The sequence below is a fragment of the Saccharomonospora marina XMU15 genome, assembly GCF_000244955.1.
GTDB lineage: Bacteria > Actinomycetota > Actinomycetes > Mycobacteriales > Pseudonocardiaceae > Saccharomonospora_A > Saccharomonospora_A marina.
In genome coordinates, this window is the sequence record NZ_CM001439.1 from 1,881,574 (window position 1) to 1,906,542 (window position 24,969).

General features: G+C 68.9%; 27 protein-coding genes. 20 read left to right on the forward strand and 7 right to left on the reverse strand.

Going from position 1 to position 24,969, the window contains the following annotated elements; translation table 11 throughout:
* Positions 1 to 4: 4 nt before the first annotated feature.
* From SACMADRAFT_RS08865 to SACMADRAFT_RS08880, 4 genes are all read left to right on the forward strand, one after another.
* Positions 5 to 1,210 (forward strand): S8 family peptidase, encoded by a 1,206-nt coding sequence (locus SACMADRAFT_RS08865; protein ID WP_009153467.1) that lies wholly within the window; start codon positions 5 to 7, stop codon positions 1,208 to 1,210.
* A gap of 82 nt (positions 1,211 to 1,292) precedes the next feature.
* Positions 1,293 to 2,051, forward strand: coding sequence for an SDR family oxidoreductase (locus tag SACMADRAFT_RS08870; RefSeq protein ID WP_009153468.1), 759 nt, complete (start codon positions 1,293 to 1,295; stop codon positions 2,049 to 2,051).
* Entirely contained in the window at positions 2,051 to 2,713 is a 663-nt protein-coding gene (locus SACMADRAFT_RS08875; RefSeq protein ID WP_009153469.1) for a histidine phosphatase family protein, read from the forward strand. The genes SACMADRAFT_RS08870 and SACMADRAFT_RS08875 overlap by 1 nt, the downstream gene beginning before the upstream one ends.
* Positions 2,714 to 2,723: 10 nt before the next feature.
* Complete coding sequence (locus SACMADRAFT_RS08880) at positions 2,724 to 3,662, forward strand: SMP-30/gluconolactonase/LRE family protein (RefSeq protein ID WP_009153470.1); 939 nt, start codon at positions 2,724 to 2,726, stop codon at positions 3,660 to 3,662.
* A gap of 108 nt (positions 3,663 to 3,770) precedes the next feature.
* On the opposite strand, the gene SACMADRAFT_RS08885 is transcribed toward SACMADRAFT_RS08880, so the two are convergent.
* Both SACMADRAFT_RS08885 and SACMADRAFT_RS08890 read right to left on the reverse strand, forming a co-directional pair.
* Positions 3,771 to 4,394 (reverse strand): TetR/AcrR family transcriptional regulator, encoded by a 624-nt coding sequence (locus tag SACMADRAFT_RS08885; RefSeq protein WP_009153471.1) that lies wholly within the window; start codon positions 4,392 to 4,394, stop codon positions 3,771 to 3,773.
* A 13-nt stretch (positions 4,395 to 4,407) separates the two neighbouring features.
* A complete protein-coding gene (locus SACMADRAFT_RS08890; protein ID WP_009153472.1) occupies positions 4,408 to 6,117 on the reverse strand; it encodes a GMC family oxidoreductase N-terminal domain-containing protein in 1,710 nt (569 codons plus the stop codon).
* Positions 6,118 to 6,339: 222 nt separating this feature from the next.
* Between SACMADRAFT_RS08890 and SACMADRAFT_RS08895 the strand changes: the two genes are divergently transcribed.
* Together SACMADRAFT_RS08895 and SACMADRAFT_RS08900 are read left to right on the forward strand one after the other, a co-directional pair.
* Positions 6,340 to 7,164 carry a siderophore-interacting protein gene (locus SACMADRAFT_RS08895; protein ID WP_009153473.1) on the forward strand — a complete coding sequence of 275 codons (825 nt, stop codon included), beginning with the start codon at positions 6,340 to 6,342 and terminating at the stop codon, positions 7,162 to 7,164.
* Positions 7,165 to 7,225: 61 nt separating this feature from the next.
* The gene (locus tag SACMADRAFT_RS08900) at positions 7,226 to 8,458 is read left to right on the forward strand and encodes a serine hydrolase domain-containing protein (RefSeq protein WP_009153474.1); all 1,233 of its coding nucleotides are present in this window, start codon (positions 7,226 to 7,228) and stop codon (positions 8,456 to 8,458) included.
* 30 nt (positions 8,459 to 8,488) lie between these two features.
* On the opposite strand, the gene SACMADRAFT_RS08905 is transcribed toward SACMADRAFT_RS08900, so the two are convergent.
* Both SACMADRAFT_RS08905 and SACMADRAFT_RS08910 read right to left on the reverse strand, forming a co-directional pair.
* On the reverse strand, positions 8,489 to 10,591 hold the full coding sequence (locus SACMADRAFT_RS08905) for a catalase (protein ID WP_009153475.1): 2,103 nt from the start codon (positions 10,589 to 10,591) through the stop codon (positions 8,489 to 8,491).
* Between the two features lie 137 nt (positions 10,592 to 10,728).
* Positions 10,729 to 11,103 (reverse strand): SSI family serine proteinase inhibitor, encoded by a 375-nt coding sequence (locus SACMADRAFT_RS08910; protein ID WP_040925615.1) that lies wholly within the window; start codon positions 11,101 to 11,103, stop codon positions 10,729 to 10,731.
* Between the two features lie 158 nt (positions 11,104 to 11,261).
* On the opposite strand from SACMADRAFT_RS08910, the gene SACMADRAFT_RS08915 reads away from it, so the two are divergent.
* The 4 genes from SACMADRAFT_RS08915 to SACMADRAFT_RS08930 all read left to right on the forward strand — a co-directional run bounded on the left by SACMADRAFT_RS08915 (position 11,262) and on the right by SACMADRAFT_RS08930 (position 15,710).
* On the forward strand, positions 11,262 to 12,584 hold the full coding sequence (locus SACMADRAFT_RS08915; RefSeq protein ID WP_009153477.1) for an aspartate aminotransferase family protein: 1,323 nt from the start codon (positions 11,262 to 11,264) through the stop codon (positions 12,582 to 12,584).
* A gap of 165 nt (positions 12,585 to 12,749) precedes the next feature.
* The gene (gene hrcA, locus SACMADRAFT_RS08920; RefSeq protein ID WP_009153478.1) at positions 12,750 to 13,775 is read left to right on the forward strand and encodes a heat-inducible transcriptional repressor HrcA; all 1,026 of its coding nucleotides are present in this window, start codon (positions 12,750 to 12,752) and stop codon (positions 13,773 to 13,775) included.
* A gap of 25 nt (positions 13,776 to 13,800) precedes the next feature.
* Positions 13,801 to 14,958, forward strand: coding sequence for a molecular chaperone DnaJ (gene dnaJ, locus SACMADRAFT_RS08925; protein WP_009153479.1), 1,158 nt, complete (start codon positions 13,801 to 13,803; stop codon positions 14,956 to 14,958).
* Positions 14,958 to 15,710, forward strand: coding sequence for a 16S rRNA (uracil(1498)-N(3))-methyltransferase (locus SACMADRAFT_RS08930; RefSeq protein WP_009153480.1), 753 nt, complete (start codon positions 14,958 to 14,960; stop codon positions 15,708 to 15,710). Before dnaJ ends, SACMADRAFT_RS08930 begins: the two co-directional genes overlap by 1 nt.
* Before the next feature lie 451 nt (positions 15,711 to 16,161).
* Here the strand turns inward: SACMADRAFT_RS08930 and SACMADRAFT_RS08935 are convergent, their stop codons facing one another.
* Entirely contained in the window at positions 16,162 to 16,548 is a 387-nt protein-coding gene (locus SACMADRAFT_RS08935; protein ID WP_009153481.1) for a DoxX family protein, read from the reverse strand.
* Positions 16,549 to 16,679: 131 nt separating this feature from the next.
* On the opposite strand from SACMADRAFT_RS08935, the gene SACMADRAFT_RS08940 reads away from it, so the two are divergent.
* The 10 genes from SACMADRAFT_RS08940 to SACMADRAFT_RS08985 all read left to right on the forward strand — a co-directional run bounded on the left by SACMADRAFT_RS08940 (position 16,680) and on the right by SACMADRAFT_RS08985 (position 24,028).
* On the forward strand, positions 16,680 to 17,174 hold the full coding sequence (locus SACMADRAFT_RS08940) for a MarR family winged helix-turn-helix transcriptional regulator (protein ID WP_009153482.1): 495 nt from the start codon (positions 16,680 to 16,682) through the stop codon (positions 17,172 to 17,174).
* Between the two features lie 59 nt (positions 17,175 to 17,233).
* A complete protein-coding gene (locus SACMADRAFT_RS08945; RefSeq protein ID WP_009153483.1) occupies positions 17,234 to 17,599 on the forward strand; it encodes a histidine triad nucleotide-binding protein in 366 nt (121 codons plus the stop codon).
* Positions 17,600 to 17,694: 95 nt separating this feature from the next.
* Entirely contained in the window at positions 17,695 to 18,753 is a 1,059-nt protein-coding gene (locus SACMADRAFT_RS08950) for a PhoH family protein (protein ID WP_009153484.1), read from the forward strand.
* On the forward strand, positions 18,750 to 19,301 hold the full coding sequence (gene ybeY / locus SACMADRAFT_RS08955; protein WP_009153485.1) for an rRNA maturation RNase YbeY: 552 nt from the start codon (positions 18,750 to 18,752) through the stop codon (positions 19,299 to 19,301). The genes SACMADRAFT_RS08950 and ybeY overlap by 4 nt, the downstream gene beginning before the upstream one ends.
* Positions 19,298 to 20,638, forward strand: a complete 1,341-nt coding sequence (locus SACMADRAFT_RS08960; RefSeq protein ID WP_009153486.1) for a hemolysin family protein — start codon at positions 19,298 to 19,300, stop codon at positions 20,636 to 20,638. The genes ybeY and SACMADRAFT_RS08960 overlap by 4 nt, the downstream gene beginning before the upstream one ends.
* Complete coding sequence (locus SACMADRAFT_RS08965) at positions 20,631 to 20,966, forward strand: hypothetical protein (RefSeq protein WP_009153487.1); 336 nt, start codon at positions 20,631 to 20,633, stop codon at positions 20,964 to 20,966. Before SACMADRAFT_RS08960 ends, SACMADRAFT_RS08965 begins: the two co-directional genes overlap by 8 nt.
* Before the next feature lie 62 nt (positions 20,967 to 21,028).
* Entirely contained in the window at positions 21,029 to 21,919 is an 891-nt protein-coding gene (era, locus tag SACMADRAFT_RS08970; RefSeq protein WP_040926220.1) for a GTPase Era, read from the forward strand.
* Between the two features lie 69 nt (positions 21,920 to 21,988).
* The gene (recO, locus tag SACMADRAFT_RS08975; RefSeq protein WP_009153489.1) at positions 21,989 to 22,840 is read left to right on the forward strand and encodes a DNA repair protein RecO; all 852 of its coding nucleotides are present in this window, start codon (positions 21,989 to 21,991) and stop codon (positions 22,838 to 22,840) included.
* Positions 22,785 to 23,621 carry an isoprenyl transferase gene (locus SACMADRAFT_RS08980; RefSeq protein WP_009153490.1) on the forward strand — a complete coding sequence of 279 codons (837 nt, stop codon included), beginning with the start codon at positions 22,785 to 22,787 and terminating at the stop codon, positions 23,619 to 23,621. The genes recO and SACMADRAFT_RS08980 overlap by 56 nt, the downstream gene beginning before the upstream one ends.
* On the forward strand, positions 23,618 to 24,028 hold the full coding sequence (locus SACMADRAFT_RS08985) for a hypothetical protein (protein ID WP_009153491.1): 411 nt from the start codon (positions 23,618 to 23,620) through the stop codon (positions 24,026 to 24,028). Before SACMADRAFT_RS08980 ends, SACMADRAFT_RS08985 begins: the two co-directional genes overlap by 4 nt.
* 31 nt (positions 24,029 to 24,059) lie before the next feature.
* Here SACMADRAFT_RS08985 and SACMADRAFT_RS08990 read toward each other — a convergent pair whose 3' ends face one another.
* Both SACMADRAFT_RS08990 and SACMADRAFT_RS08995 read right to left on the reverse strand, forming a co-directional pair.
* Positions 24,060 to 24,509 carry a Fur family transcriptional regulator gene (locus SACMADRAFT_RS08990; protein ID WP_009153492.1) on the reverse strand — a complete coding sequence of 150 codons (450 nt, stop codon included), beginning with the start codon at positions 24,507 to 24,509 and terminating at the stop codon, positions 24,060 to 24,062.
* Positions 24,506 to 24,901, reverse strand: a complete 396-nt coding sequence (locus SACMADRAFT_RS08995) for an ArsR/SmtB family transcription factor (RefSeq protein ID WP_040926222.1) — start codon at positions 24,899 to 24,901, stop codon at positions 24,506 to 24,508. The genes SACMADRAFT_RS08990 and SACMADRAFT_RS08995 overlap by 4 nt, the downstream gene beginning before the upstream one ends.
* Positions 24,902 to 24,969: the final 68 nt, after the last annotated feature.

Below are 24,969 nucleotides of genomic sequence, written 5' to 3' on the forward strand. Positions count from 1 at the left end.
GCCGATGCCGAATCCGGGCAAGTCGAATCGGAAGCTGACGGCGGGAATCGTGGCAGCCACGGCCGTCACCGGGGTGATCGCCGCGAGCGTCGCGCCCGCGCAGGCCGCGCAGGGACAGATCCGATCCGCGAACACCGCAGACGCGGTGGCGGGCAGCTATCTCGTCGTGCTGAAGGACGGCGCGACAACGACGGCGCGCAGCGCCGCTACAGCGCGGGCACACACGCTGGCGCAGGAATACGGAGCCGAGGTCGGGCGGACGTTCAGCAACGCGTTGCGCGGGTTCTCGGTACACGCCAGCGAAACCGAGGCCAAACGGATCGCCGCTGACGACGACGTGGCCTACGTCGTGCAGAACCAGCGGGTACACGCCACCGACACGCAGCCGTCGCCGCCGTCGTGGGGACTGGACCGGATCGACCAGCGCGACCTGCCGCTGGACGACTCCTACGAGTACGCCACCAAGGCGGACAACGTCACCGTTTACGTCATCGACACCGGTGTGGACGCCGACCACAGCACCTTCGGTGGCCGGGTGAGCGGTGGTATGGACTTCATCGACAACGACGAGGACGCAGGCGACGAGAACGGTCACGGAACGCACGTCGCGGGCACGATCGGAGGCGAGGAGTACGGCGTCGCCAAGGGTGTGCAGATCGTGCCGGTGCGCGTGCTGGACGCCAACGGCAGCGGCACCACCGAGCAGGTCGTGGCCGGGATCGACTGGGTGGCGCAGAACGCGAGCGGGCCCGCCGTGGCCAACATGAGCCTCGGCGGCAGCGCCGACGACGCGCTCGACACCGCTGTGCGAGGAGCCATCGAGGCAGGCGTGACCTTCGGTGTCGCAGCGGGCAACGAGTCCACCGACGCCGGAACCACCTCTCCTGCCCGAGTGCAGGAGGCCATCACCGTCGCGGCCAGCAACGAGCGGGACGCGCAGGCCAGCTTCTCCAACTACGGCGACGTCGTGGACCTGTACGCGCCGGGTGAGGACATCACCTCGGCCTGGCTCGACGGTGGCGAGAACACCATCAGCGGCACCTCGATGGCGACGCCGCATGTCGTGGGAGCGGCGGCGCTGTACCTGGCCGAGCACGGCGACGCCACCCCGGAGCAGGTGGCGGAGGCGCTGACCTCGGCGGCCACTCCGGACAAGATCACCAACCCCGGTGACGGCACGCCCAACCGGCTGCTCTACACCGGTAACTGACACCGCTCACTCTGTGCGGTCCGGTGGCCCGGCGTGTGACGCGCCGGGCCACCGGCTTGTTACCACCCGGTAGGGTCGAGGCATGTCCGTGCGCCAGAACATCGTGATCACCGGTGCCAGCTCCGGGCTCGGCGAAGGCATGGCCAGGCGGTTCGCCGCGCTCGGCCGTAGCCTCGCCCTGTGCGCCAGACGCACCGACCGGCTCACCGCACTCGCCGCCGAACTCACCAAGGCACACCCCGGTATCCGCGTCGTGGTCAGCGAACTCGACGTCAACGATCACGACCGCGTCTTCACCGTGTTCGACGAGTTCCGCGCCGAACTCGGCACGATCGACCGGGTGATCGTCAACGCCGGCCTCGGCAAGGGCCAGCCGGTCGGCACCGGCTACTTCGCCGCCAATCAGCAGACGATGCAAACCAACCTCGTCGCGGCGCTGGCGCAGTGTGAAGCGGCGATGGGCTGCTTTCGCCAGCAGCGAGCGGGGCACCTCGTGGTGGTGTCGTCGTTCAGCGCGTTGCGCGGCATGCCGGGCAATCTCACCGCCTACGCGGCCTCCAAGGCGGGGCTGTCGGCACTGGCAGACGGCATCCGGGTGGACACGCTGCCGACGGCCATCCGCGTCACCACGCTGCTGCCCGGCTACATCGAGTCGGAGATGACCGGCAGGGCGGGCAGGACCCCGATGCTCGCGAGCGCCGACAAGGGTGCGCGGGCACTGGTGCGGGCCATCGAGCGGGAACCGGCGAAGGCCTACGTGCCCAGTTGGCCGTGGGCGCCGCTGGCCGTACTCGTTCGCATGCTTCCCGCAGGCATGCTGCGACGGATCGGTATCCGCTGATGGGCGTCGTTTACCTGGTGCGCCACGGGCAGGCCTCCTTCGGTGCTGCCGACTACGACGTGCTCTCCGACCGCGGTGAGCAGCAGGCCCGGCTGGCGGGACTGGAACTGGTGCGCAGAGAGGCGACCCTCGACCACGCGCGCTGCGGCAGCCTGTCGCGGCAGCGGGCGACCGCGGCCGTGGCGCTGGCGCAGCTGGCCTCGGCCCCCACCGTCGCGCAGGACCCGCGCTGGAACGAGTACGACCACGTCGACATCGCCGCGCACCACGGCGGCGGGGCCGCGCAGGACAGCGCCGACCCGAGGGCCTACCAGGCCGCGCTGGAGGACGCGCTGGCGAAGTGGGTGGCGGCGGGCGAGTCGAGCCCGTGTGCCGAGTCCTGGCCGCGCTTCCTGGCCAGGGTCACCGGCGCGCTCGACGACCTGGTTTCCGTACTGGGCAAGGGTGAGCAGGCCGTGGTGTTCACCTCCGGCGGCGTCATCTCCACGCTGTGCGGGGCGCTGCTCGGAGTGCCCGAGATCGGCCTGCTGTCGTTGAACAGGGTGACCGTCAACGCGGGGATCAGTAAGATCGTCACCGGTCGCTCCGGAACCACCATGCTCTCCTTCAACGAACACGGGCACTTCGACGGCGAGGCGGCGGGGCTGCTGAGCTACCGGTAGGGAGGCGACGATGGGCTTCGGCGCGGTGCGGACCATCCCGGTCAACGGTGTCGGACCGGAGGACGTGCTGCTCGACCCGCACGGCCGCGTCTACACCGGACTCGAGGACGGCCGCATCATCCGCGTCGACGACGAAGGAAGGCGCATCGACACCGTCGCCGACACCGAAGGCAGACCGCTGGGCCTGGAGTTCCTCGGCGAGGACGAACTCGTCGTCTGCGATGCGCTGCGGGGCCTGCTCTCGGTGCGGCTTGGCGACGGCGCGGTGCGGGTACTGGCGACCGAGGCGGCAGGGCAGCCCCTGACGTTCTGCAACAACGCCGCAGTCGACAGCGAGGGAACCGTCTACTTCACCGACTCTTCGACCCGGTTCGGGATCGAGAAGTGGCGCGACGACCTGATCGAGCAGACAGGCACCGGCAGGCTGCTGCGGCGCACGCCCGACGGCGTGATCGACGTCCTGGCGGCAGGGTTGCAGTTCGCCAACGGCGTGGCGCTCCCGCCGGACGAGTCGTTCGTCGCCGTCGCGGAGACGTCGGCCTGCCGGGTGCGCAGGGTGTGGCTGGACCCACGACGCGAGGGTGCCACCGACCTGCTCGTCGACGAGTTGGCCGGCTTCTGTGACAACATCTCCACCGGCAGCGACGGGCTGATCTGGGTTACTCAGGCCAGTCCCAGGGTGGCCTCGCTCGACTTGGTGCGCAGGCTTCCCGCCGCGCTACGCCGCGTCGTACGCGGTCTGCCGACCTCGTTGCAGCCGTCGCCACGGCGCAGCTGCGGGGTGCTCGGCGTCTCCGCCGAAGGCGAGATCGTGCACGACCTCGGTGGCGAGATCGAAGGCTTTCGACTCCTCACCGGCGTCAGGGAAATGGCGGGCAGCCTCTACTTCGGCAGCCTGGAGGGCAACTGTGTCGCCGTCACCGATGTCGGTACCGCGGCACCGCGCTGACCGGGTTGGCCGTGACAGTTTCCGTCGTCGCCGCATTTCACGTGTTCCCGCTGGGATTTCACGGGCAACGGCGATTGTTCGGCGATTTCCCACTTGCCGCGCCGGGCGTCACCGCTGTTCGGAGACTCGCGGCAGCACGTCCCTGACGAGGGTGAGTAGCACCTGGCTCAGCAATGCGTGCACCTGCGCGCGGTCCAGCGCTGCCTGCACCAGCCACTCCCGCCCCGCGGCCTTCACCATGCCGCCGTAGGCGCGCACCACGGCGTTGAACTGCTCCCAGCGCGCGTCGTCGCGGGAGAATCCCATCGCCTCGAGTACCCGGTCGGCCGCGGTGCGGTCGGCCTCGTCCACGATCCGCTCGACCTCGACGTCCCTGCCGATGCCCTCGGGTGCGATGGCTGCCAGCCACAGCTTCTCCTGCTTGCTCACCATGTCGAGGAACCAGTCGACGGCCGCCTTCGTCCGTTCCTCCAGCGAGCCTTGTGGAAGCCGTGAGACGGCGACGTGCGGCACGGTGAGCGCGCGTTTCACAACTGCCAAATAAAGTTCGCGTTTCGTGCCGAAATAGTGGTTTATCAGGCCGCGCGCGACACCCGCGCGCGCCGCGATATCCGAGGTGGACACATCGGTGTAGGGTCGCTCACCGAAAAGCTCGGCCGCGCAAGTGAAGATCTGTTCCTTGCGCTCATCCGGTTCCAGCCTTCGCCATTTCGGCATGGATTCCGTCGTCATGTTGTGCAGTTTCTCACGTCTGCTTGCGTTCTGCCGTAGTGACAGGCAACCGCAGGGCGCCGGGAGCGGCCTCGGGCACGATCGGGTGTTTCGGGACAACCGGGTCTACCCGCCGGTAGGCGGAGCCGAGTGGCGGTCGGGGATCCCGCTCGCCCTTGTTCGGCCACAGCGCCATGGCCCGCTCGGCCTGCGCGGTGATGGTGAGCGAGGGGTTCACGCCGAGGTTGGCCGAGATCGCGGAGCCGTCCACCACGTGCAGACCCTCGTAGCCGTACAGCCGCTGGTAGGCGTCCACGACCCCGGTCCGGGGTGAGTCACCGATGGCGCAGCCGCCGATGAAGTGCCCGGTCATCGGCATGTTGAACAGGTCGTTCCAGCCGCCGCCAGGCAGGCCGTCGATCTTGTCGGCCACCCGCCGGGTGACCTCGTGTCCCTCGGGAATCCAGGCGGGGTTGGGTTCGCCGATGCCCTGCCTGGTGCGCATCCGCCTGCCGAACAGGCCCCGCTGGGTGAAGGTGGTGATCGAGTTGTCCAGGGACTGCATCACCAGCAACACGATCGTCTGCTCCGACCAGTGCCTCGGGTTGTGCAGCGCGGGAAGCTTGCGCCAGTGGCGGCGCATCTCGCGAAGCCCCGCCAGCCAGCGTGGCTTGCCCTCGACCGGATCGGTGAGTACGGCTCCGATGAGGCCGAGCAGGTTGCTGCCCTTGCCGTAGCGGACGGGTTCGACGTGGGTGACCTCGTCGGGATGGATCGACGAGGTGATGGCGACACCGCGATGGAACTCGGTGTCGCGCCGGGTGGTCCGCGCGGCGAGTACGGCTTCGGAGTTGGTCCTGGCGAGCATGCCCAGCCGGGGGGAGAGCCCCGGAAGGATGCCTCGGTCGCGCATCCGGTGCAGCAACCGCTGTGTGCCGAGCGCGGCGGCGGAGAACACCACCTGCTCTGCCGTGAAGGTGCGCCTGCGCCAGGGTCGTCCGGTGTGGACGCAGGTGACGGCGTAGCCGCCTGCTGCCAGCGGCCGGACCTCGCGCACGGTCGTCAGCGGGTGCACCTTCGCGCCCGCCCGCTCGGCGAGGTGCAGGTAGTTCTTGACCGTCGTGTTCTTGGCGCCGTGCCTGCACCCGGTCATGCACTCACCACAGTGGGTGCACGCCCGTCGCTGCGGGCCCATCCCGCCGAAGAACGGGTCCGACACCTGCTGTCCGGGTTCGGTGCCTTCGCCGCCGAAGTGGACCCCCACCGGGGTGGGGCCGTAGGTGTGCCCGATGCCCATGTCCTCGGCGACCTCACGCATCACCTCGTCGGCGGGCGTGGTCAGCGGGTACCTGGTGACGCCCAGCATCCGTTTGGCCTGGTCGTAGTAGGGAGCCAGTTCGGCCTTCCAGTCGGCGATGCCTGCCCACTGCCGGTCGGCGTAGAACGCGTCCGGCGGCTCGTACAGCGTGTTGGCGTAGACGAGCGAGCCGCCGCCGACGCCCGAGCCGCTCAACACGAGCGTGTCCGGCAACGGGGTGATGCGCAGGATGCCGGTGCAGCCCAGCTTGGGCGCGAAGAGGTAGTCGCGGACATGCCAGGAGGTCTTGGCGAACTCGTGGTCGGCGAAGCGCCTTCCCATCTCGAGCACGCCGACCCGGTATCCCTTCTCGGTCAGTCGCAGCGCGCTCACGCTGCCGCCGAAGCCGGAACCGATCACCAGAACGTCGTAGTCGAACTGCGCCATGCGATCACGGTGGTCTCTTGTTGACAGGCTGTCAAGAGTGTTCATCGCGGATCGGGGGAGCACGTCGACATGCGGACAGGTTCCCTGGCCGTGGTCGCGGTGAGTAGCGTGTGGACGACCTTGGCGGCTACCCGTCACTCTTCCGTGCCCTTGGTGGCCGCGCGCGAGTAAGTGAGGTTAGCCTTAACTTGCCAGTGTTGAGTCAAGCCTGAGGAGGCCCGTATGGCGGATCGCACGGAGTCCGGGCAGCCCGGGCAGCGCGGTGGCGGCAAGCCGGTCAGCCGGTTGCGCGTACTGCGGACCGAGCGGCTCACGCCGCACATGATCAGGGTCGTCTCCGGCGGCGAGGGCCTTTCGAACTTCGTTCCCAACGGCTTCACCGACAGCTACGTCAAGGTGCTGTTCGGCGTCCCCGGCGTGACCTATCCCGAGCCGTTCGACCTTCGAGCGATCAAGGCCGAGTTGCCGCGCGAACTGTGGCCGAAGCAACGCACCTACACGGTGCGCGGCTACGACCCGGTGGCGGGCGAGTTGGTCATTGACTTCGTGTACCACGGCGAGACGGGACTCGCGGGTCCGTGGGCGGCGAACCTTCGGCCGGGTGACGAGATGCTGGTGGCCGGACCGGGCGGGGGCTACGCGCCGAACCCGCAGGCCGACTGGCACCTGCTGGTCGGCGACGAGGCGGCCCTGCCTGCCATCGCGGCCTCGCTCGAGGCGATGCCGGCCGATGCTCGCGTGCGGGCACTGCTGCTGGTGGAGAACGAGGCCGAGCAGCAGCCGCTGGCCACCAAGAGCGCAGCGGAGATCAGCTGGCTGCACCGCGACGCGGGCGACGACCTGGTCGCCGCCGTGCGCGCGCTCGACTTCCCGCCGGGGACGATGCAGGGCTTCGTGCACGGCGAGGCCGGGTTCGTCCGCGAATTGCGCGGGCACCTGCTCAACGAGCGGGGAGTGCCCAAGACGGCGCTGTCCATCTCCGGGTACTGGCGACTCGGCCGTTCGGACGAGGCCTGGCGTGCGGAGAAGGCCACCTTCATGGCCTGAACCTGCGCGATGTTGACGTGGCGCTAACACTGTCGGCTCCGCAGGCGGTAGAACTGAGGCCATGACGAACCTCGCGGTGGAGGCCGAAGCCGAGGAACTCGGTTTCGACGCCAGGCGGCTGAGCCGCATCGATCGCCGGATGGCGCGCTACGTCGACGAGGGCCTGCTGCCCGGCTGGCTCACCGTGGTGGCACGGCACGGCAGGGTCGCGCACCTTTCCAGCTACGGGCACCGTGATCTGGAGGCCGGGCTGGGGGTGGAGGTCGACACGCTGTGGCGCATCTACTCGATGACCAAGCCGATCACCTCGCTCGCCGCGATGATGCTGTTCGAGGAGGGGGAGTTCGAACTCACCGACCCGATCCACCGTTGGCTGCCCGAGTTCGCCGAGCCACGGGTGTTCGTCAAGGGCTCGGCGCTGCGCCCCGTCACCGAACCCGCCACCGAGCCGATCAGGGTGTGGCACCTGCTCACCCACACGGCCGGGCTGACGTACGGCTTTCACCACGCCCATCCGGTGGACGGGATCTACCGGGCCGCGGGCTTCGAGTGGAGCACGCCGCAGGGCAAGGACCTGGCGGCGTGCAGCGAGGCATGGGCCGAGCTGCCGCTGCTGTTCCAGCCCGGCACCGAATGGAACTACTCGGTGGCAACCGACGTGCTCGGCAGGCTGGTGGAGGTCGTGTCCGGCATGCCGCTCGACCGGTTCTTCGCCGAGCGCATCTTCGGCCCGCTCGGGATGACGGAGACGTCCTTCCACGTCGACGGTGACGCCGTGGACCGGCTGGCCGCGCTCTACGTGCCCGATCCGCTGACCCGCCGCGCGAAGCGCAACGACACTTTCGGAGAGGCGATCAAGAAGAAGCCCGCGTGCCTGCAGGGCGGAGCGGGGCTGGTGGGCACCGCGGCCGACTACCACCGGTTCACGCAGTTGCTGCTGCGAGGCGGCGAACTCGACGGCACCCGGCTGCTCAGCCCGCGCACCGTGCGCCTGATGACCCGAAACCACCTGCCCGGCGACGTCGATCTCGAGCAGTTCGGGCGGCCGCTGTTCGCCGAGATCCCGTTCAACGGGTTCGGGTTCGGGCTGGGTTTCTCGGTACTGCGTGACCCGGCCAAGGCCAAGACGCTGTCCAGCGAGGGCGAGTTCGCCTGGGGCGGTGCGGCGAGCACGGCGTTCTGGGTCGACCCTGCCGAGGGCCTCACGGTGCTGTTCTTCACCCAGCTCATGCCGTCGAGCACCTACCCGCTTCGCCAGCAGCTGCGCCAGCTCGTCTACCAGGCGCTGGTGTGACCAGGCCCTGGCCGGGGCGTCACGCAGGTCTCACGCGGGCACGGACTCGGTGGCCCGCTCCCAGGCGCGGTGGCGGGCCAGCCGGTCGGTGAGCCGGGCGACGAAGTCGTCGGGCAGCGCCTCGCCCTCCGCGGTCGTGGTGATCACGCCACGGTCGTCCACCACCTCGGTGCTGTCGGCGAGCCGTTCGATGATCTCGCCGGTGCGAAGCAGTTCCATGCCGGACCCGAATGCCGCTACCGGTTTGGCGTGCTTGTAGGCCTCGGTGACGAAATGCACGGCGTAGCCGTCACGGGCAAGCGTGGCGGCGCTGTCCGGGCCTGATGCCACCACGACGGCGTCGTAGAGCACCGAGGCCATGGTGTTCAACGCCCTGTCCGCGGAGATGCCGCCGTCGGCGCCCGGTAGCTCCCCGTCGACGGGCGCGAGAACCTCGGCGACGACACCGTGCCGGTCGAGTGCCTCGACAAGGCGCCGCGTACCCGGGCCGTCGACACCCGCGGCGGCCAGTACGGCGACCCTGCGGGTGTCCGCGCGGTCCATCGGCGCGTTCAGCTGTGACAGCGCGGGCGAGGAACGGCCGTGGTTCGGTGTGCTCTCGTCGGCGGGAGGGGGCACGCCGATGCCCTTGGCCACCCGCACGGCCAAGTCGTGATCGACGTGGTTGAGGTGCTCCACGACCCGGGCCCTGATCTGCTTGTGCTCAACCTTGCCCAGCTCGAACCGGAAGGCCGCGACGATGTGCTCGGCCTCGACCTCGGACATGCTGTTCCAGAACAGCGTGGCTTGCGAGTAGTAGTCCTTGAAGCTCTCGCTGCGCTTGCGGATCTTGTGGCCCTCGACCTTCTCGGCGTAGTGCGAGAACGCGCTGCCGTCGGCGATCGCGGGGCAGCCGCCGCCGAGGGTGTTCTTGTGGTACGACGTCTTCCCCTGGTTAATCCGCAGCTGGCCGTACCCGTCGCGCTGGTTGTTGTGCACCTCGGCCACCGGCCGGTTCACCGGTAGCTGCGCGAAGTTCGGCCCGCCGAGCCGGATCAGCTGAGTGTCCAGATAGGAGAAGTTGCGGGCCTGCAGCAGCGGGTCGTTGGTGAAGTCGATCCCCGGCACCACGTTGGCGGTGTGGAAGGCGATCTGCTCTGTCTCGGCGAAGAAGTTGTCCGGGTTGCGATCGAGCACCATGCGGCCGACGGGCCGGACCGGAACCTGCTCCTCCGGGATGATCTTGGTCGGGTCCAGCAGGTCGAAGTCGAACGCGAACTCGTCGGCCTCGTCGACGAGTTGCACGCCCAGCTCGTACTCGGGGTACTGCCCGGCTTCGATGGCGTCCCACAGGTCGCGACGGTTGTAGTCGGGGTCCTTGCCCGCGATCTTCTGCGTCTCGTCCCACACCAGCGAGTGCGTGCCGAGTAGCGGCTTCCAGTGGAACTTCACGAACGTGCCCCTGCCGTCGGCGTTGACCAGCCGGAAGGTGTGCACGCCGAAGCCCTGCATCATCCGGTAGCTGCGGGGCAGCGCCCGGTCGGACATCAGCCACATCATCATGTGCATCGTCTCCGGTTGCAGGGAGACGAAGTCCCACAGCGTGTCGTGCGCCGACTGTGCCTGCGGGATCTCGTTGTGCGGCTCCGGTTTCACGGCGTGGACGAAGTCGGGGAACTTGATTCCGTCGTGAATGAAGAACACCGGCATGTTGTTGCCGACGAGGTCGTAGTTGCCCGCGTCGGTGTAGAACTTCGTCGCGAAGCCGCGAACGTCGCGTACGGTGTCGGCCGAGCCTCGAGAGCCTGCGACGGTGGAGAACCGTACGAACACCGGGGTTCGCTTGGTCGGGTCGCGAAGGAAGTCGGCCATGGTGTATTCGGCGAGCCAGTCGTCGTAGGGCTGGAAGTGGCCGTATGCGCCAGTACCCCTGGCGTGGACCACGCGCTCGGGGATGCGTTCGTGGTCGAAGTGGGTGAGCTTCTCCCTGAAGTGGAAGTCCTCCAGCAAGGTCGGGCCGCGCTCGCCCACGGTGAGGGAGTCATCGGTGTGGTCGACCCGAACTCCTTGCTGTGTCGTCAGCAGCGTGTCGTCGTCGCTGACTCGGAAATCGCCGAGTTGTCGATCCTTGTCGTCACGAGGTTCTTGCGCCATGGCGGGCTGCCTCCCTGGTCGATGCGTAGGGGAGCCTTCGCGAGTTCGGCTACCCCGCCATGGCGGTGACAAACTGACGACGGCAGGCGACTACGGCGACTACCGGCGAATACTGACGACTACCGGCCGCGAACGGTTCAGAAGCCGAACACCCCACCCGAGCGGGCGTCGGCGAAGCATGGGTTGGAGTACTCGGTGGTGAAGCGGACCGATTCGCCCTTCCAGTGACCACGCGCATGGGCGCGCACCGGGGAGTAGATCATCGTGCACTGCCGCTGGAGTTCGGGCAGCCGATCGAAGTCGCCGTCGGCCGCCTCGAGAGCGGCGCAGGCCTGGTGGGCCCTCGGGTGCGTTCCCGTGTCGGGTTCGCAGGTCAGGTGGACGGAGCGAGTGACACCGTCGGTGCCTCGCAGGGAGAGGGACAGGGACGACTCGGCGGGTAGGTTCGGCCCGCCCGCGCACAGCGCGGTGAGCGTGCACGCGGCGAGCGATCCGGCAGCGATCATGGACATGCCTGGGCTATCGGCACGCGAACGGTGGAACCTTTGTTACTCCAACAGGTGATGATCATTCTCGATTGAGCGACAGCGACGTGTACGGGCAGTAATGAGCGGGCCGGCGACGGCTTCGGGCATGGCGCGGCGTGCGCTGTCCGGCGAGACTCGACCGCATGACCGAACCGGACCTGTTGAGTAGGCATCGGGCCGTACTGCCGGAGTGGCTCACGCTGTACTACTCCGAACCCATCGAGATCGTCGGCGCGAGCGGGCGGCACGTGACCGATTCGCGGGGTCGCCGCTACCTGGACTTCTTCGCAGGCATCCTCACCAACGCGCTCGGCTACGATGTCGCCGAGGTCCGCGACGCACTGCGGGCCCAACTCGACACCGGAGTGCTGCACACCTCCACGCTGTACCTGATCCGCAACCAGGTCGAGTTGGCCGAGCGGATCGCGAAGCTGTCCGGCATCCCCGACGCCAAGGTGTTCTTCACCAACTCAGGCACGGAAGCCAACGAGACCGCGCTGATGCTGGCGACGCAGTACCGCCGCAGCAATCAGGTGCTGGCACTGCGCAACTCCTACCACGGCAGAGCCTTCGCCACCGTGGGCGTGACCGGCAACCGTGGCTGGTCGGCCAGTTCGCTTTCTCCCGTGAAGGTGAGCTACGTGCACGGCGGCTACCGCTACCGGGGGCCGTTCTCGGGCTACTCCGATGCCGACTACATCGCGGCCTGTGTGGAGGATCTGCGCGACGTGCTGACCACTACGACCTCGGGCGACGTGGCCGCGCTGATCGCCGAGCCGATCCAGGGTGTGGGCGGGTTCAACGTCCCGCCCGACGGGTTGTTCGGCGAGTTCAAGCAGGTGCTGGACGAGGAGGGCATCCTGTTCGTCTCCGACGAGGTGCAGACCGGCTGGGGGCGCACCGGCCAGCACTTCTGGGGCATCGAGGCCCACGGCGTGACACCGGACATCATGACCTTCGCCAAGGGCGTCGGCAACGGACTCGCCATCGGCGGCGTGATCGCCCGCCGCGAGATCATGGACTGCCTTCGGGCCAACTCCATCTCCACCTTCGGCGGCAACCCGCTTGCCACGGCGGCAGCCGCGGCAACGCTGGACTACCTGCTCGACCACGACCTGCAGAGCAACGCCGCCGAACTGGGCGAGCGGCTGCTTCGCGGGCTGCGCGACATCGGTGACGCGCATCCGGTCGTGGGCGACGTGCGGGGCAAGGGACTGATGATCGGCCTCGAACTCGTCGTACCCGGTGGCAGCCGACCCAGCGAGCGGGCGGCCGGGATCGTGCTCGAGGAGACCAGGTCGCGCGGACTGCTGGTGGGCAAGGGCGGGCTGCACGGCAACGTCGTCCGGCTCGCGCCACCGATGACGCTCACGGCCGAGGAAGCCGAGCAAGCGCTGCGAATCCTCGGTGAGGCCGTCGCCGTGGCCGACCGGGAGGTCGGAGAAGCCCAGCGGCCGGACCGCTGAGAGGTTTCCGCCCCGGTTTGTGAGCGAGATCACCGGTTGCCGGGCCTGCCGGTGCGCGGCGGCCCAGTCGCCGCGCGCCGGGACTGCTCCACAGCGGCTGTAAGAACGTAAACTCGTCGTCAGCCAGGCATGGGCAGGTCGAGTTGACGACGAGAGGAGACGCCGGTGGCCAGCGCTGACGAGCGTCGCTTCGAGGTGTTGCGCGCCATCGTTGCCGACTACGTGTCCAACCATGAGCCGGTCGGTTCGAAGGCGTTGGTCGACCGGCACAACCTGGGCGTGTCGAGTGCCACCGTCCGCAACGACATGGCCGCACTCGAAGAGGACGGCTACATCACTCAGCCGCACACCAGCGCAGGCCGCATCCCCACGGACAAGGGCTACCGGCTTTTCGTGGACAAGCTCTCCGAGGTCAAGCCGCTTTCCGGCGCGGAGCGGCGGGCGATCGGGCAATTTCTCGAGGGCGCGCTCGATCTCGACGACGTGCTGAGGCGGTCGGTGCGGCTGCTGGCACAGCTGACCCGGCAGGTGGCGGTGGTGCAGTATCCGACACTGACCAACTCCACCGTGCGGCACGTGGAGGTGGTGCTGCTCACCCCGGCCCGGCTCATGCTGGTGCTCATCACCGACACCGGTCGCGTCGACCAGCGGATCGTCGATCTCGGGGACGTGATCAGCGATGATTCGGTCGCCCGGCTTCGTGACGTGCTGAACTCGGCGCTGCAGGGACACCGGCTCGCCGAGGCCGCCGCGAAGGTGTCCGAACTGCCGGAGCACGCGCCCGCCGAACTGCGCGACGCCATGACGCGGGTGTGCACCGTGCTCGTGGAGTCCCTGGTGGAGCACCCGGAGGAACGTCTGGTGCTCGGTGGTACCGCCAACCTCACTCGCAACGTCGCCGACTTCCCCGGCTCGTTGCGGCAGGTGCTGGAGGCCCTCGAGGAGCAGGTGGTGGTGTTGAAACTGCTCGCCGCCGCGCGCAACCCCGGTGCGATCACCGTGCGGATCGGGGAGGAGAATGAGGACGAGCAGATGCGCAGTACGTCGGTGGTGTCGATCGGCTACGGCTCGGACGAGGTGTTGATGGGGGGCATGGGTGTCGTCGGCCCCACCAGGATGGACTATCCGGGCACGATCGCCGCAGTGCGTGCTGTGGCCAACTACGTGGGCCAGATCCTGTCCGGCAAGTAGGCGTTTCTAGGAGGACGGCAAGACGGTGGCCAGGGACTACTACGGCATCCTCGGGGTGTCGAAGAACGCGACCGATCAGGAGATCAAGCGCGCATACCGCAAGCTCGCGCGTGAGCTGCACCCTGATGTCAACCCGTCCGAGGACGCGCAGCACCGCTTCAGCGAGGTCACCACCGCCTATGAGGTGCTGTCCGATCCACAGAAGCGCAAGGTCGTCGACCTCGGTGGCGACCCGCTGGACAACGGCGCGAGCGCGGGCGGACGCGACCCGTTCGCGGGCTTCGGCGGGCTCGGCGACATCATGGACGCCTTCTTCGGCGCCGCCACCGGCGGTGGCAGGGGCCGGGGTCCGCGCAGCCGCGTTCAGCCGGGCTCGGACGCGCTGATCAGGCTGAGCCTGACGCTGGAGGAGTGCGCGACGGGCGTCGACAAGGAGATCGCCGTCGACACGGCGATCCTGTGCGACCGTTGCCGGGGCGCGGGCACCGCCGAGGGCGGCACCGTGACCACCTGCGACACCTGCGGTGGGCAGGGCGAGATCCAGTCGGTGCAGCGTTCCTTCCTCGGGCAGGTGGTCACCGCGAGGCCGTGCCCGGTGTGCCGTGGCTTCGGTGAGGTCATCACCGACCCGTGCCAGCAGTGCGGCGGTGACGGCCGCGTGCGGGCGCGTCGCAACGTGACCGCGAAGATCCCACCGGGGGTCGGCGACGGCATGCGCATTCGGCTTTCCGGGCAGGGCGAGGTCGGACCCGGCGGTGGACCAGCGGGTGACCTGTACGTGGAGATCGACGAGGCGCCGCACGAGGTCTTCGTCAGGGAGGGCAACGACCTGCACTGCCACCTGCGAATCCCGATGACGAGCGCCGCGCTCGGTGCCACCGTTCCGCTGGAGACCCTCGTCGACGGGGTGCAGGACATCGACATCGAGCCGGGGACACAGCCGAGCGCCGAGCTGTTGCTGACCGGCATGGGTATGCCGAGGCTGCGCTCGTCCGGCCGGGTCGACGGCAGGGGCGACCTGCACGTGCACATCGACGTCGTGGTGCCGACCAAGCTGGACGAGGAACAGGCGGAGTTGTTGCGCCAGCTCGCGCAGATCCGTGGTGAGGAAGCGCCGTCACTGGCGGGCAACGGCCACAAGAACGGCGGCCTGTTCTCGAAGCTGCGCGCCAAGAGCCGCTGATGCCCGACGCGACGCCTCCGGTCTTCCTGGTGGCGACGCTGCCCGAAGGTCCGCATGCGGTGCTGGACGGCGAGGAGGCACGCCACGCCGTCACGGTGCGACGCATCCGGCAGGGGGAGCGGCTCGCGCTGTGTGACGGCGAGGGCGGGATCGCCGAGTGCGTCGTGGAGTCGGTGCGGCCTGGCAGGGCTCCTTCGCTGGAACTGCTGGTGGCGCGACGGCGGCTGGAGCAGCCTCCCGCGCTGCGGGTGACCGTCGCGCAGGCACTGATCAAGGGCGATCGGGGCGAGTTGGCCGTCGAGTTGGCCACCGAGGCAGGCGCGGACGCGGTCGTGCCCTGGCGTGCGGCGCGCAGCATCGCCCGCTGGGAAGAGGGCGCCAGGGGCGCCAAGGCGTTGGGCCGCTGGCGTAACGCGGCGAGGGCGGCCGCGAAGCAGGCACGTCGCGGCCGGGTGCCGGTGGTGAGCGAACCGGTGGACACCGACGGGCTCGCCCACCTGGTTTCTCGAGCAGCGGGTGCGGTGGTGCTCGACGCGGCCGCGGCCCGCACCCTCGCCGAGGTGGAGTTGCCGCAGCGTGGCGAGTTGGTCCTGGTGGTAGGGCCGGAAGGTGGCGTCACCGAGGAGGAGGCCGACACCCTGGCCGCCGCGGGCGCCACCCGGGTGCGGCTGGGCCCCACGGTGTTGCGTGCCTCCACGGCCGCTGCCGTCGCACTGGGCGCACTCGGTGCCCTGACCGCGCGCTGGCGATAGGCCGAACGGACGCATTCGGCTGAAACACTCGCGACATTTCCTCCGCTTTTCGACGCGTTTCCTGGCGCCACCGCCGTCACTGCCCGTACCCTTGCCACGATCGGACACGCGAGAACTTCTCGGGTGTCGAAGACCCCGCCGGACACCTCCCCCCTCGGTCCGGCGGAGCCGCGGTGGCGTGTGAAGCGACCCCCAGGCTTCACCGCCCCGCGGCGCCTCAATCCGGTTCGCCGCAACCCTTACCTACGCTTGAGTAGTCCACTGTGGCCAGAAGGCCGGGGCAGGGCGAATTCATTCCATAAATCGAATGGTTCACCACGATGAACATTCCTCGCGGGGTTATGGGTTGTTCGGACAGTGCGCGCGACGACGTCAATTCACGGCAGAGAATGGTTACCCGCAGGTATGCGCTAGGGGTGCCCATGCTGTTCGTGGTTTCGTCGCGGGCCGGTCAGGCGACGAAGGACTCCGGTCCGAACCGTCCCCACGCGACGAAGGCGGCGAGGGCGAGATAGGCCGAGGTCACCACCACGAACTTCGCGCCGTCGCGGTACCGCACGTGGGTGCTGACCGCGCCGACCATCAGCAACGCCCAGCACGCGGCGGTCACCGGCACCATGATCGGCGCGATGCCGACCACGGCGGGCAGGATCAACCCGGCCGAGGCCAGCAACTCCAGCACCCCGAGGGTCTTGACGAAGCCGCGGCCGGCGTCGGCGGTCCAGCGCCCGCCCGCGGTCGCGGCCAGTTTCTCCTTGGAGACGACGGTCTTGCTGATGCCGCCCACCAGCGCCACTGCGGCGAGCAGCCCCGCGGCGATCCACAGTGCGAGGTCCATGAGTTCTCCTTTGCGGTTCCGGTGTTCGACCTCAGGACACCGCATGGCCGCACACCGTGACAGCGTGTGAGACAGGGTGCGCGCGCCTTGGTCACGGTTGGGTTACTCACCGGTACGGTAGGGTGCGCTGCGTGACCACGGCGGACGAAGACCGAGCAGCGGTCGCGGATTTCCCGACCAGGACCGCGGCCTTCCTGCTCGCCCAGCTCGGTGCGCACGCGCAGAGCCGGTTCGCCGAACGAGTCGGTGAGCTGGGACTGACACTTCCCGACATCGTGTTGCTGCGCATGATCGCCTGCGATCCCGGACGCAGCCAGCGCTCGCTGGCCGCCGAATTGGGAGTCGTACCCAGTCGAGTGGTCGCGCTCATCGACAGCCTGGACGCCAGGGGCCTGGTGGACCGGCGGCGATGTGCCAAGGACCGCCGCAACCACGCCCTGCACCTCACCGCCAAGGCGCGCACGCTGCTCGACGGCGTGCGAGAGGCCGCGGCAGCGCACGAGGACGAGATCTGTGCCGCGCTCGACGCGGGGGAGCGAAGCAACCTGACCGCGTTGCTCGAGCGAATGGCGCGGCAGCAGGGCCTGGGTACCGATCCGTGTCCCCCGTGCCGGTCTCGGGTCTGAGCGCCCGCGGTGTTGATCACGTACGATGCCGCACGTCGCCTGCGGAAGGTGGGAGAGCAATGAGCGACGCGGAGACCTTGTTCGAGAAGATCATCGCCAGGGAACTGCCCGCCGACATCGTGCACGAGACCGACACGACGCTGGCCTTCCGAGACATCAACCCGCAGGCCAGCACCCATGTGCTCGTCGTGCCCAAGACGCGCTACCGAGACGTGGCCGAACTCGCCGCCGCCGATCCCCAGTTGCTCGCCGACGTGGTGGCCACCGCGGCACGGGTGGCGGAGCTCGAGGGGCTGGACGACGGCTACCGTGTCGTGTTCAACACCGGCGCGGACGCAGGTCAGACCGTGTTTCACGTGCACGCCCACGTCCTCGGCGGGGAACAGCTCGGGTTCTTCGGGCGTTATACGGGTGCGTCCGGATAAACGCACCTGCCCGCAGGTGCTGATGCCGATAACATCGACACGCCAGACCAGTAACACGAGCAGCGCAGCCGCGCAGAAAGCAGGCCAGAGGCCACGTGGCCGGAACCGTTCCGCAGCACTCCACAGAAGCCGCAGAAGCCGCAGCGACCCCAGCCCAGCGGGCACAGTCGAATTTCGCGGTGCCCGACACCGCCGCGCTCGTGCTGCTCGGGACTCGTGACGAGAACCTCCGCGCCGCGGAGGAGCTTCTCGACGCCGACGTGCACGTGCGGGGCAACGAGATCACCCTGACCGGCGATCCCGCCGACGTGGCGTTCGCCGAGCGCGTCTTCGCCGAACTGGTGACTCTCGCCGACCGCGGTCAGCAGGTCGGGCCGGACACGGTCCGGCGCACGGTCGCCATGCTCTCGGCGGGTGCCTCCGAGTCGCCCGCCGACGTGCTCAGCATGGACATCCTGTCCCGGCGTGGCCGTACCATCCGGCCGAAGACGCTCAACCAGAAGCGCTACGTCGACGCGATCGACAAGCACACGGTGGTCTTCGGTGTCGGCCCCGCTGGCACGGGCAAGACCTATCTGGCGATGGCCAAGGCCGTGCAGGCGTTGCAGGCCAAGCAGGTGAACCGGATCATCCTGACCAGGCCCGCCGTGGAGGCCGGTGAGCGGCTCGGCTTCCTGCCGGGAACGCTTTACGAGAAGATCGACCCCTACCTGCGGCCGCTGTACGACGCGCTGCACGACATGGTGGACCCGGAGTCGATCCCACGGCTGATGCAGGCGGGCACCATCGAGATCGCCCCGCTGGCCTACATGCGTGGCCGCACCCTCAACGATGCCTTCATCATCCTCGACGAGGCGCAGAACACCACGCCTGAGCAGATGAAGATGTTCCTGACCAGGCTCGGGTTCGGCTCGAAGATCGTGGTCACCGGCGACATCACGCAGGTGGACCTGCCCAGCGGGCAGCGAAGCGGGTTGCGGGTCGTGCGCGAGATCCTCGAAGGCGTCGCCGACCTGCACTTCGCCACTCTCACCAGTCACGACGTGGTGCGGCACAAGTTGGTGGGCGACATAGTCGATGCCTACGAGAAGTGGCACGCGGTGCAGGAAGCCGCTGGCAACGGTCACGTGGTCGGCGGGCAGGGTCGCAGGTGAGCATCGAGATCGCCAACGAGTCGGGCGTCAACGTCGACGAGGTGTCGATCGTGTCCGCCGCCCGGTTCGCCCTCGATCAACTGGACGTCAGCCCGCTTGCCGAGCTGTCGGTGTTGCTGGTGACGCTGGACGTGATGGAGGAACTGCACGAGCGTTGGATGGACCTGCCCGGGCCCACCGACGTGATGGCGTTTCCCATGGACGAGCTGGAGTCCACCAGGCGGCCCGACGCCGCTGAGGCGTCGCCCGCGTTGCTCGGCGACATCGTGCTGTGCCCCGCGTTCGCCAAGGAGCAGGCGCGCTCGGCGGGCCACTCGCTGCTTGAGGAGTTGCACCTGCTGACCGTGCACGGGGTGCTGCATCTGCTCGGCTACGACCATGCCGAGCCCGCCGAGGAGCAGGAGATGTTCGCGCTGCAGAAGCGCATCCTCACCGATTTCCGTGCGGCCGTGGCACAGGCGCAGCGCCGCGACGCGCAGCGCGACAACGACGAGCGACTGCTCGGGGCGGCGGGACTCGACGGAAGGCCCGAGCCGGAGTCGCCGTGAGCAGTTCGGCCACCTTCTTGGTCGTCGCCGTCCTGCTGGTGCTGCTGGGCGGCATCTTCGCCGCTGCCGACGCGGCCGTCAGCACCGCGTCGCTGGCCCGCGCCGAGGGGCTGGCGCGGGCGGGGCGGGCCGGTTCCCGCCAGCTCGTCGCCGTACTCAAGGAACGCAGCAGGCACATCAACCTGCTCCTGCTGCTGCGGATGGGCGCGGAGCTGACCGCGACCGTGCTGGTCACTGTGGTCAGCCTGCGCTGGTTCGACCAGGTTTGGCTGGCCGTGCTGGTAGCGGGCCTGGTCATGGTGCTCATCAGCTACGTCATCGTTGGCGTGGGTCCTCGCACCGTCGGCAGGCAGCACCCCTACCGGGTCGGTCTCGCGGTGGCGGGTCCGGTGCGGGTGCTCGGGAAGGTGCTCGGGCCGCTGAGCAGGCTGCTCATCGTGCTCGGCAACGCCATCACACCGGGCAGGGGATTCCGCGAGGGGCCGTTCACCACCGAGGACGAGCTGCGCGAGCTGGTCGACCTCGCCGGGGAGCGGGGTGTGGTGGGCACCGACGAGCGGGAAATGATCCACTCGGTGTTCGAACTGGGCGATACGGTCGCGCGTGAGGTGATGGTGCCGCGCACCGAGATCGTGTGGATCGAGCAGGGCAAGACCGTCAGGCAGGCGCTCGCGCTGTCGATGCGTACCGGGTTCACCCGGCTGCCGGTGATCGGTGAGTCGGTGGACGACATCGTCGGCATCGTCAACCTGAAGGACCTGGTGGGCGCCTCCATGGCGGAGGGGGGCACGGCGCGGCAGGTGGGTGAGCTGATGAGCCCGGCCACGTTCGTGCCGGACTCCAAACGGCTGGACAACCTGCTGAAGGAGATGCAGGTCTCGCGTACCCACATGGTCATCGCCGTCGACGAGTACGGTGGCACGGCGGGCCTGCTCACCATCGAGGACATCATCGAGGAGATCGTCGGTGAGATCACCGACGAGTCCGACACCGAGGAGACCCCTCCGGTGGAGGTGGTCGACGACCACGTCGTGCGCGTGTCGGCAAGGCTGGGTGTCGACGATCTCGGCGAGTTGTTCGGGGTGGATCTCGCCGACCACGACGTGGAGACCGTCGGCGGGTTGCTGGCGCAGCGGCTCGGCCGCGTGCCGCTGCCCGGCGCCGAGGCCGAGGTGGAGGGCCTTCGGCTGCGGGCGGAGGGTGGCAAGGACCGCAGGGGCCGGATGCGCATCACCACCGTGGTGGTCCGCGCGGCCGACGGGCACCGGATCGGCCCGAACACTCCGACCCGAACCGACGAGCAGGACGAACGTGACAGGAGAGTCGAACATGCCTGACCTCGACCCCGAGGACGAGAAGATCATCATCCTCGCGCGCTCCGCGCGGGCGCGGGTACAGGCCGAGGAAGGCGCCGCGGTGCGCGACGTCGACGGCCGCACATACGCGGCGGCCACCGTGGAACTGCCCTCGTTGAAGCTGACGGCACTGCAGGCCGCCGTGGCGGCCGCGGTGTCCAGTGGAGCCGAGGGGCTGGAGGCGGCCGCCGTGGTGACCGACGCGGCCGCGGTCGACGAGCTTTCCGTGCGTGCCGTGCGTGAGCTGACCCCTGACGCGCCGATCCTGCGGGCCGACGCCGCGGGGGAGTTGCGGGAGACCATCCGGTGAACGAGTGGGGCGCGGCCGGGCAGGGCGCCGCGGCGACAGCGGAAACCGAAGGTGGCGGCGGGGTGCACCGGTCCGGGTTCGCCTGCTTCGTCGGCAGGCCCAACGCGGGCAAATCCACGCTGACCAACGCGCTGGTAGGTTCCAAGATCGCGATCACGTCGAGCAAGCCACAGACCACGCGGCACGCGATCAGGGGCATCGTGCACCGGCAGGACGCCCAGCTCATCATCGTCGACACGCCCGGTCTGCACCGGCCGAGGACGCTGCTCGGTCAGCGCCTCAACGACGTGGTGCGTTCGACGTGGTCGGAGGTGGACGTGGTGGGGTTCTGCGTGCCCGCCGACGAGACGATCGGGCCGGGCGACCGGTTCATCGCGGGCGAGTTGGCCAAGGTCGCACGCAGGACCCCGGTGCTCGGCATCGTCACCAAGACCGACCTCGTCGCCGGAGAGCGCGTCGCGGAGCAACTGGTGGCGCTGCAGGAGGTGATGGAGTTCGCCGATCTGGTGCCCGTCTCCGCCGTCGACGGCTTCCAGGTCGACAAGCTCGCCGACCTGCTGGTGGCCCGGCTGCCCGAGGGTCCGCAGCTGTATCCGGACGGTGACCTGACCGACGAGCCGGAACAGACGCTGGTCGCAGAGCTGATCAGGGAGGCGGCGCTGGAAGGTGTGCGGGACGAACTCCCGCACTCCATCGCGGTGACCATCGAGGAGATGCACCCCCGGCAGGGCCGCGACGACCTGGTGGACATCTACGCGCACCTGTACGTGGAGCGGCCCAGCCAGAAGGGCATCGTGCTGGGGCACCGAGGGGCGCGGTTGAAGGAGGTCGGGGCCAAGGCGCGCAGGCACATCGAGGCGCTGCTGGGCAGCCGGGTGTACCTCGACCTGCACGTCAAGGTGGCCAAGGACTGGCAGCGCGACCCCAAACAGCTGCGCAAGCTGGGCTTTTGACGAGGCCGTTCGCCGACGTGCGGCCGCGATGCCGCGGAACGGCCTCGGCGCACGTGCGAAACTGAACGGGTGAGTCTGTATCGGGACACCGGTGTGGTGCTGCGGGTGCACAAACTCGGCGAGGCCGACCGCATCATCACGCTGCTGACCCGCAGGCACGGCAAGGTGCGCGCTGTCGCCAAGGGAGTGCGGCGGACCACCTCCCGGTTCGGGGCGAGGCTGGAACCGTTCGGGCACGTGGACGTGCAGTTCTACACCGGACGCACGCTCGACGTGATCACGCAGGTCGAGACGGTGGACGCGTTCGCGTTGCCGATCGTCGGCGACTACCAGCGTTACACGGCCGCCAGCGCGATCACCGAAACCGCCGACCGGCTGACGGCCGAGGAGGGCGAGCCGGTGCTGAAGCTGTACCTGCTGGTCACCGGCGCGCTGCGGGCGCTCGCCTGCGGGCAGCGCGACGCCTCGCTGGTGCTCGACGCCTTCTTCCTGCGTGCGATGTCGTTCGCGGGTTGGGCACCGGCCATCACCGAGTGCGCCCGCTGCGGCGAGCCCGGACCGCACGAAGCGTTCAACGTCCAGGCCGGCGGTTCGCTGTGCGGGCGCTGCCGGGTGCCAGGTTCCGTGCACCCGTCGCCGGAGGTACTGGTGCTGCTCGCCGCGCTGCTGCACGGCGACTGGCCGGTGGCGGAGGAAAGCGTCGCGGGTGTGCGGCGTGACGTCAGCGGCCTCGTCGCGGCGCACCTGCAGTGGCATCTGGAGCGGCGGCTGAAGTCGCTGCCGCTCGTGGAACGCCGTGCCCGCGAGGCCCCGATCACGGGCAGGTTAGGGTCGGACCCGGTGTCCGGCGATACGGAGGTAACACGTGCGGCGCAGGGGACGCGAGGCCACGAAACCGCGGATGGAGTTGCGGGCGCCTGACCCGCATCCGTCGGGGGCGCGCCCGCCGCGAATTCCACCGGAACTGGTGCCCAACCATGTGGCTTTGGTCATGGACGGCAACGGTCGCTGGGCGAACCAGCGCGGGTTGCCCCGCATCGAGGGACACAAGCGCGGTGAGGCGGTGATGATCGACGTCGCCAGTGGCGCGGTCGAGTTGGGTGTCAAGTGGCTGTCGGTCTACGCCTTCTCCACCGAGAACTGGAAGCGCAGCCCGGAGGAGGTGCGCTTCCTGATGGGCTTCAACCGCGACACGATCCGCAGGCAGGTCGACTACCTCGGCTCCATCGGCGTGCGCATCCGCTGGGCAGGAAGAAGGCCCCGGCTGTGGCGCAGCGTGATCAAGGAGTTGCAGGTCGCCGAGGAGAAGACCAAGCACAACACCTTGCTGAACATGACGATGTGCGTGAACTACGGCGGCAGGGCCGAGATCGGCGACGCCGCGAGGCGCATCGCCGTGCTCGCCGCGGAGGGCAAACTCGATCCGAACAAAGTGGACGAGCGCACGATCGCGAAGTATCTGTACCAACCCGAAATGCCTGATGTGGACCTGTTCCTGCGGCCCTCGGGCGAGCTGCGCACCTCCAACTTCATGTTGTGGCAGTCCGCCTACGCGGAATTCGTCTTCCAGGACACGCTCTTTCCCGACTTCGACCGCACGAAGCTGTGGGACGCCTGCGTCGAGTACGCCAAACGCGACCGCCGGTTCGGCGCCGCGGTCGATGCCGCGGTGAAAGCCGGCGCCGAGGGAGGACAACGATGACGTCTGAGGCGGCTCACACCGCGGAACTGCTCACCTCCGCGCGGCTGGCGCTGGAACGTTTCCTCGAAGTACGTACCGACGACGACGGGACGCTGACCTTCTCCCACGCCGACGTGCCCTGCGTGGTGCAGGCGATGCGGCTCGCGGAAGGACTCGAGGTACTGAGCCTCACCTGCGTGGTGGCCTGGGACCTGCCCGACGAACCCACGTTGGCCGCTTCGGTCGCAGAGCGCGCGGGGCAGGGCCTGTTCGGAACGCTCGGTATCGTCCATACCGAGCGCGGTATGGACTTGACCCTTCGCTACGCGTTTCCCGCGCAGGGACTGGATGCCACGCCGCTGGGCACCCTGCTGATGCTTGTGGTGTCCACGGCTTCGCAGGTCCGCAGCGAGCTGCTCGGCTCGTGACGCCCCCGGCGCGGTGCGGGGCGGCCGTACGCTAGCCGGGTGTGCCGTCGCCGCCTGCGGCTTCGAGCCCGCAGTCGGCGCAGGTCCCGACGATCTCGACGGTGTGGCTGATCTCGGAGAAGCCGTTACCGGTGGCGATCTTCTCCGCCCACCGCTCCACCGCGGGCCCCTCCACCTCCACGGTGTAGCCGCAATGCCTGCACACCAGGTGGTGATGGTGGTGCGCGGAGCACCTTCGGTAGAGCGCTTCGCCGGAACTGTTGCGCAGCACGTCGATCTCGCCTGCCTCGCACAGTGACTGCAGCGTGCGGTACACGGTGGTGAGCCCGATGCCCTCGCCGCGTTTGCGCAGCTCGTCGTGCAGTTCCTGAGCCGAGCGGAAGTCGTCGATCTCTCCGAGGAGTTCCACCACGGCCGCGCGTTGCCGGGTAGCCCTGCGCCCGGGAACGGGTGCGGTGTCGCGTGTCACTGTCCAGCTCATTCGTTTCGCGCACCCTCCTGCACGTGTGCGACGGCGTCGACGACGATGTGCGCCAGGTGGTCGTCCACCAGGTGGTACACGACCTCGCGGCCACGCCGCTCACCGCGCACCACTCCGGCGGCTTTCAACACCCGCAGATGCTGACTGATCAGCGGTTGCGTCACCTCCAGCGCGTCGACCAGCTCGTGCACGCACCGCTCACCGGCACGCAACTGGAGCACGATCGCGATGCGGACCGGGGCCGCCAGCGCGCGCAGCAGCTCGCCGGACGCGGCAAGGGTAGCGGCCGGTGGCGCGGGGACCGTGGCGGGTGGTTGCCGCGCGGGTGAGTGCTCGTGCCCCTCCGGTCCTCCGGGAAGTGCCGAGGGCGCCTGCGAGCCAACCGTCGCCATGTCGATCTCCAGCCTTGTCGTGAAGCAGCGGTTGGGGATGTGCTCTACCATCCTAGTGCTCCGGCGGG

Excerpts from the sequence above, each read along its gene's own strand:
- SACMADRAFT_RS08895 (WP_009153473.1), top strand. The coding sequence starts at position 6,340 with ATGGCGGATCGCACGGAGTCCGGGCAGCCCGGGCAGCGCGGTGGCGGC.
- SACMADRAFT_RS08990 (WP_009153492.1), bottom strand. The coding sequence starts at position 24,509 with ATGAGCTGGACAGTGACACGCGACACCGCACCCGTTCCCGGGCGCAGG.
- SACMADRAFT_RS08910 (WP_040925615.1), bottom strand. The coding sequence starts at position 11,103 with ATGTCCATGATCGCTGCCGGATCGCTCGCCGCGTGCACGCTCACCGCG.
- SACMADRAFT_RS08880 (WP_009153470.1), top strand. The coding sequence starts at position 2,724 with ATGGGCTTCGGCGCGGTGCGGACCATCCCGGTCAACGGTGTCGGACCG.
- SACMADRAFT_RS08865 (WP_009153467.1), top strand. The coding sequence starts at position 5 with ATGCCGAATCCGGGCAAGTCGAATCGGAAGCTGACGGCGGGAATCGTG.
- SACMADRAFT_RS08930 (WP_009153480.1), top strand. The coding sequence starts at position 14,958 with ATGCCCGACGCGACGCCTCCGGTCTTCCTGGTGGCGACGCTGCCCGAA.
- SACMADRAFT_RS08890 (WP_009153472.1), bottom strand. The coding sequence starts at position 6,117 with ATGGCGCAGTTCGACTACGACGTTCTGGTGATCGGTTCCGGCTTCGGC.
- SACMADRAFT_RS08885 (WP_009153471.1), bottom strand. The coding sequence starts at position 4,394 with ATGACGACGGAATCCATGCCGAAATGGCGAAGGCTGGAACCGGATGAG.
- SACMADRAFT_RS08995 (WP_040926222.1), bottom strand. The coding sequence starts at position 24,901 with ATGGCGACGGTTGGCTCGCAGGCGCCCTCGGCACTTCCCGGAGGACCG.
- SACMADRAFT_RS08965 (WP_009153487.1), top strand. The coding sequence starts at position 20,631 with ATGCCTGACCTCGACCCCGAGGACGAGAAGATCATCATCCTCGCGCGC.
- SACMADRAFT_RS08935 (WP_009153481.1), bottom strand. The coding sequence starts at position 16,548 with ATGGACCTCGCACTGTGGATCGCCGCGGGGCTGCTCGCCGCAGTGGCG.
- SACMADRAFT_RS08945 (WP_009153483.1), top strand. The coding sequence starts at position 17,234 with ATGAGCGACGCGGAGACCTTGTTCGAGAAGATCATCGCCAGGGAACTG.
- SACMADRAFT_RS08905 (WP_009153475.1), bottom strand. The coding sequence starts at position 10,591 with ATGGCGCAAGAACCTCGTGACGACAAGGATCGACAACTCGGCGATTTC.
- SACMADRAFT_RS08875 (WP_009153469.1), top strand. The coding sequence starts at position 2,051 with ATGGGCGTCGTTTACCTGGTGCGCCACGGGCAGGCCTCCTTCGGTGCT.
- SACMADRAFT_RS08870 (WP_009153468.1), top strand. The coding sequence starts at position 1,293 with ATGTCCGTGCGCCAGAACATCGTGATCACCGGTGCCAGCTCCGGGCTC.
- SACMADRAFT_RS08915 (WP_009153477.1), top strand. The coding sequence starts at position 11,262 with ATGACCGAACCGGACCTGTTGAGTAGGCATCGGGCCGTACTGCCGGAG.
- SACMADRAFT_RS08985 (WP_009153491.1), top strand. The coding sequence starts at position 23,618 with ATGACGTCTGAGGCGGCTCACACCGCGGAACTGCTCACCTCCGCGCGG.
- SACMADRAFT_RS08900 (WP_009153474.1), top strand. The coding sequence starts at position 7,226 with ATGACGAACCTCGCGGTGGAGGCCGAAGCCGAGGAACTCGGTTTCGAC.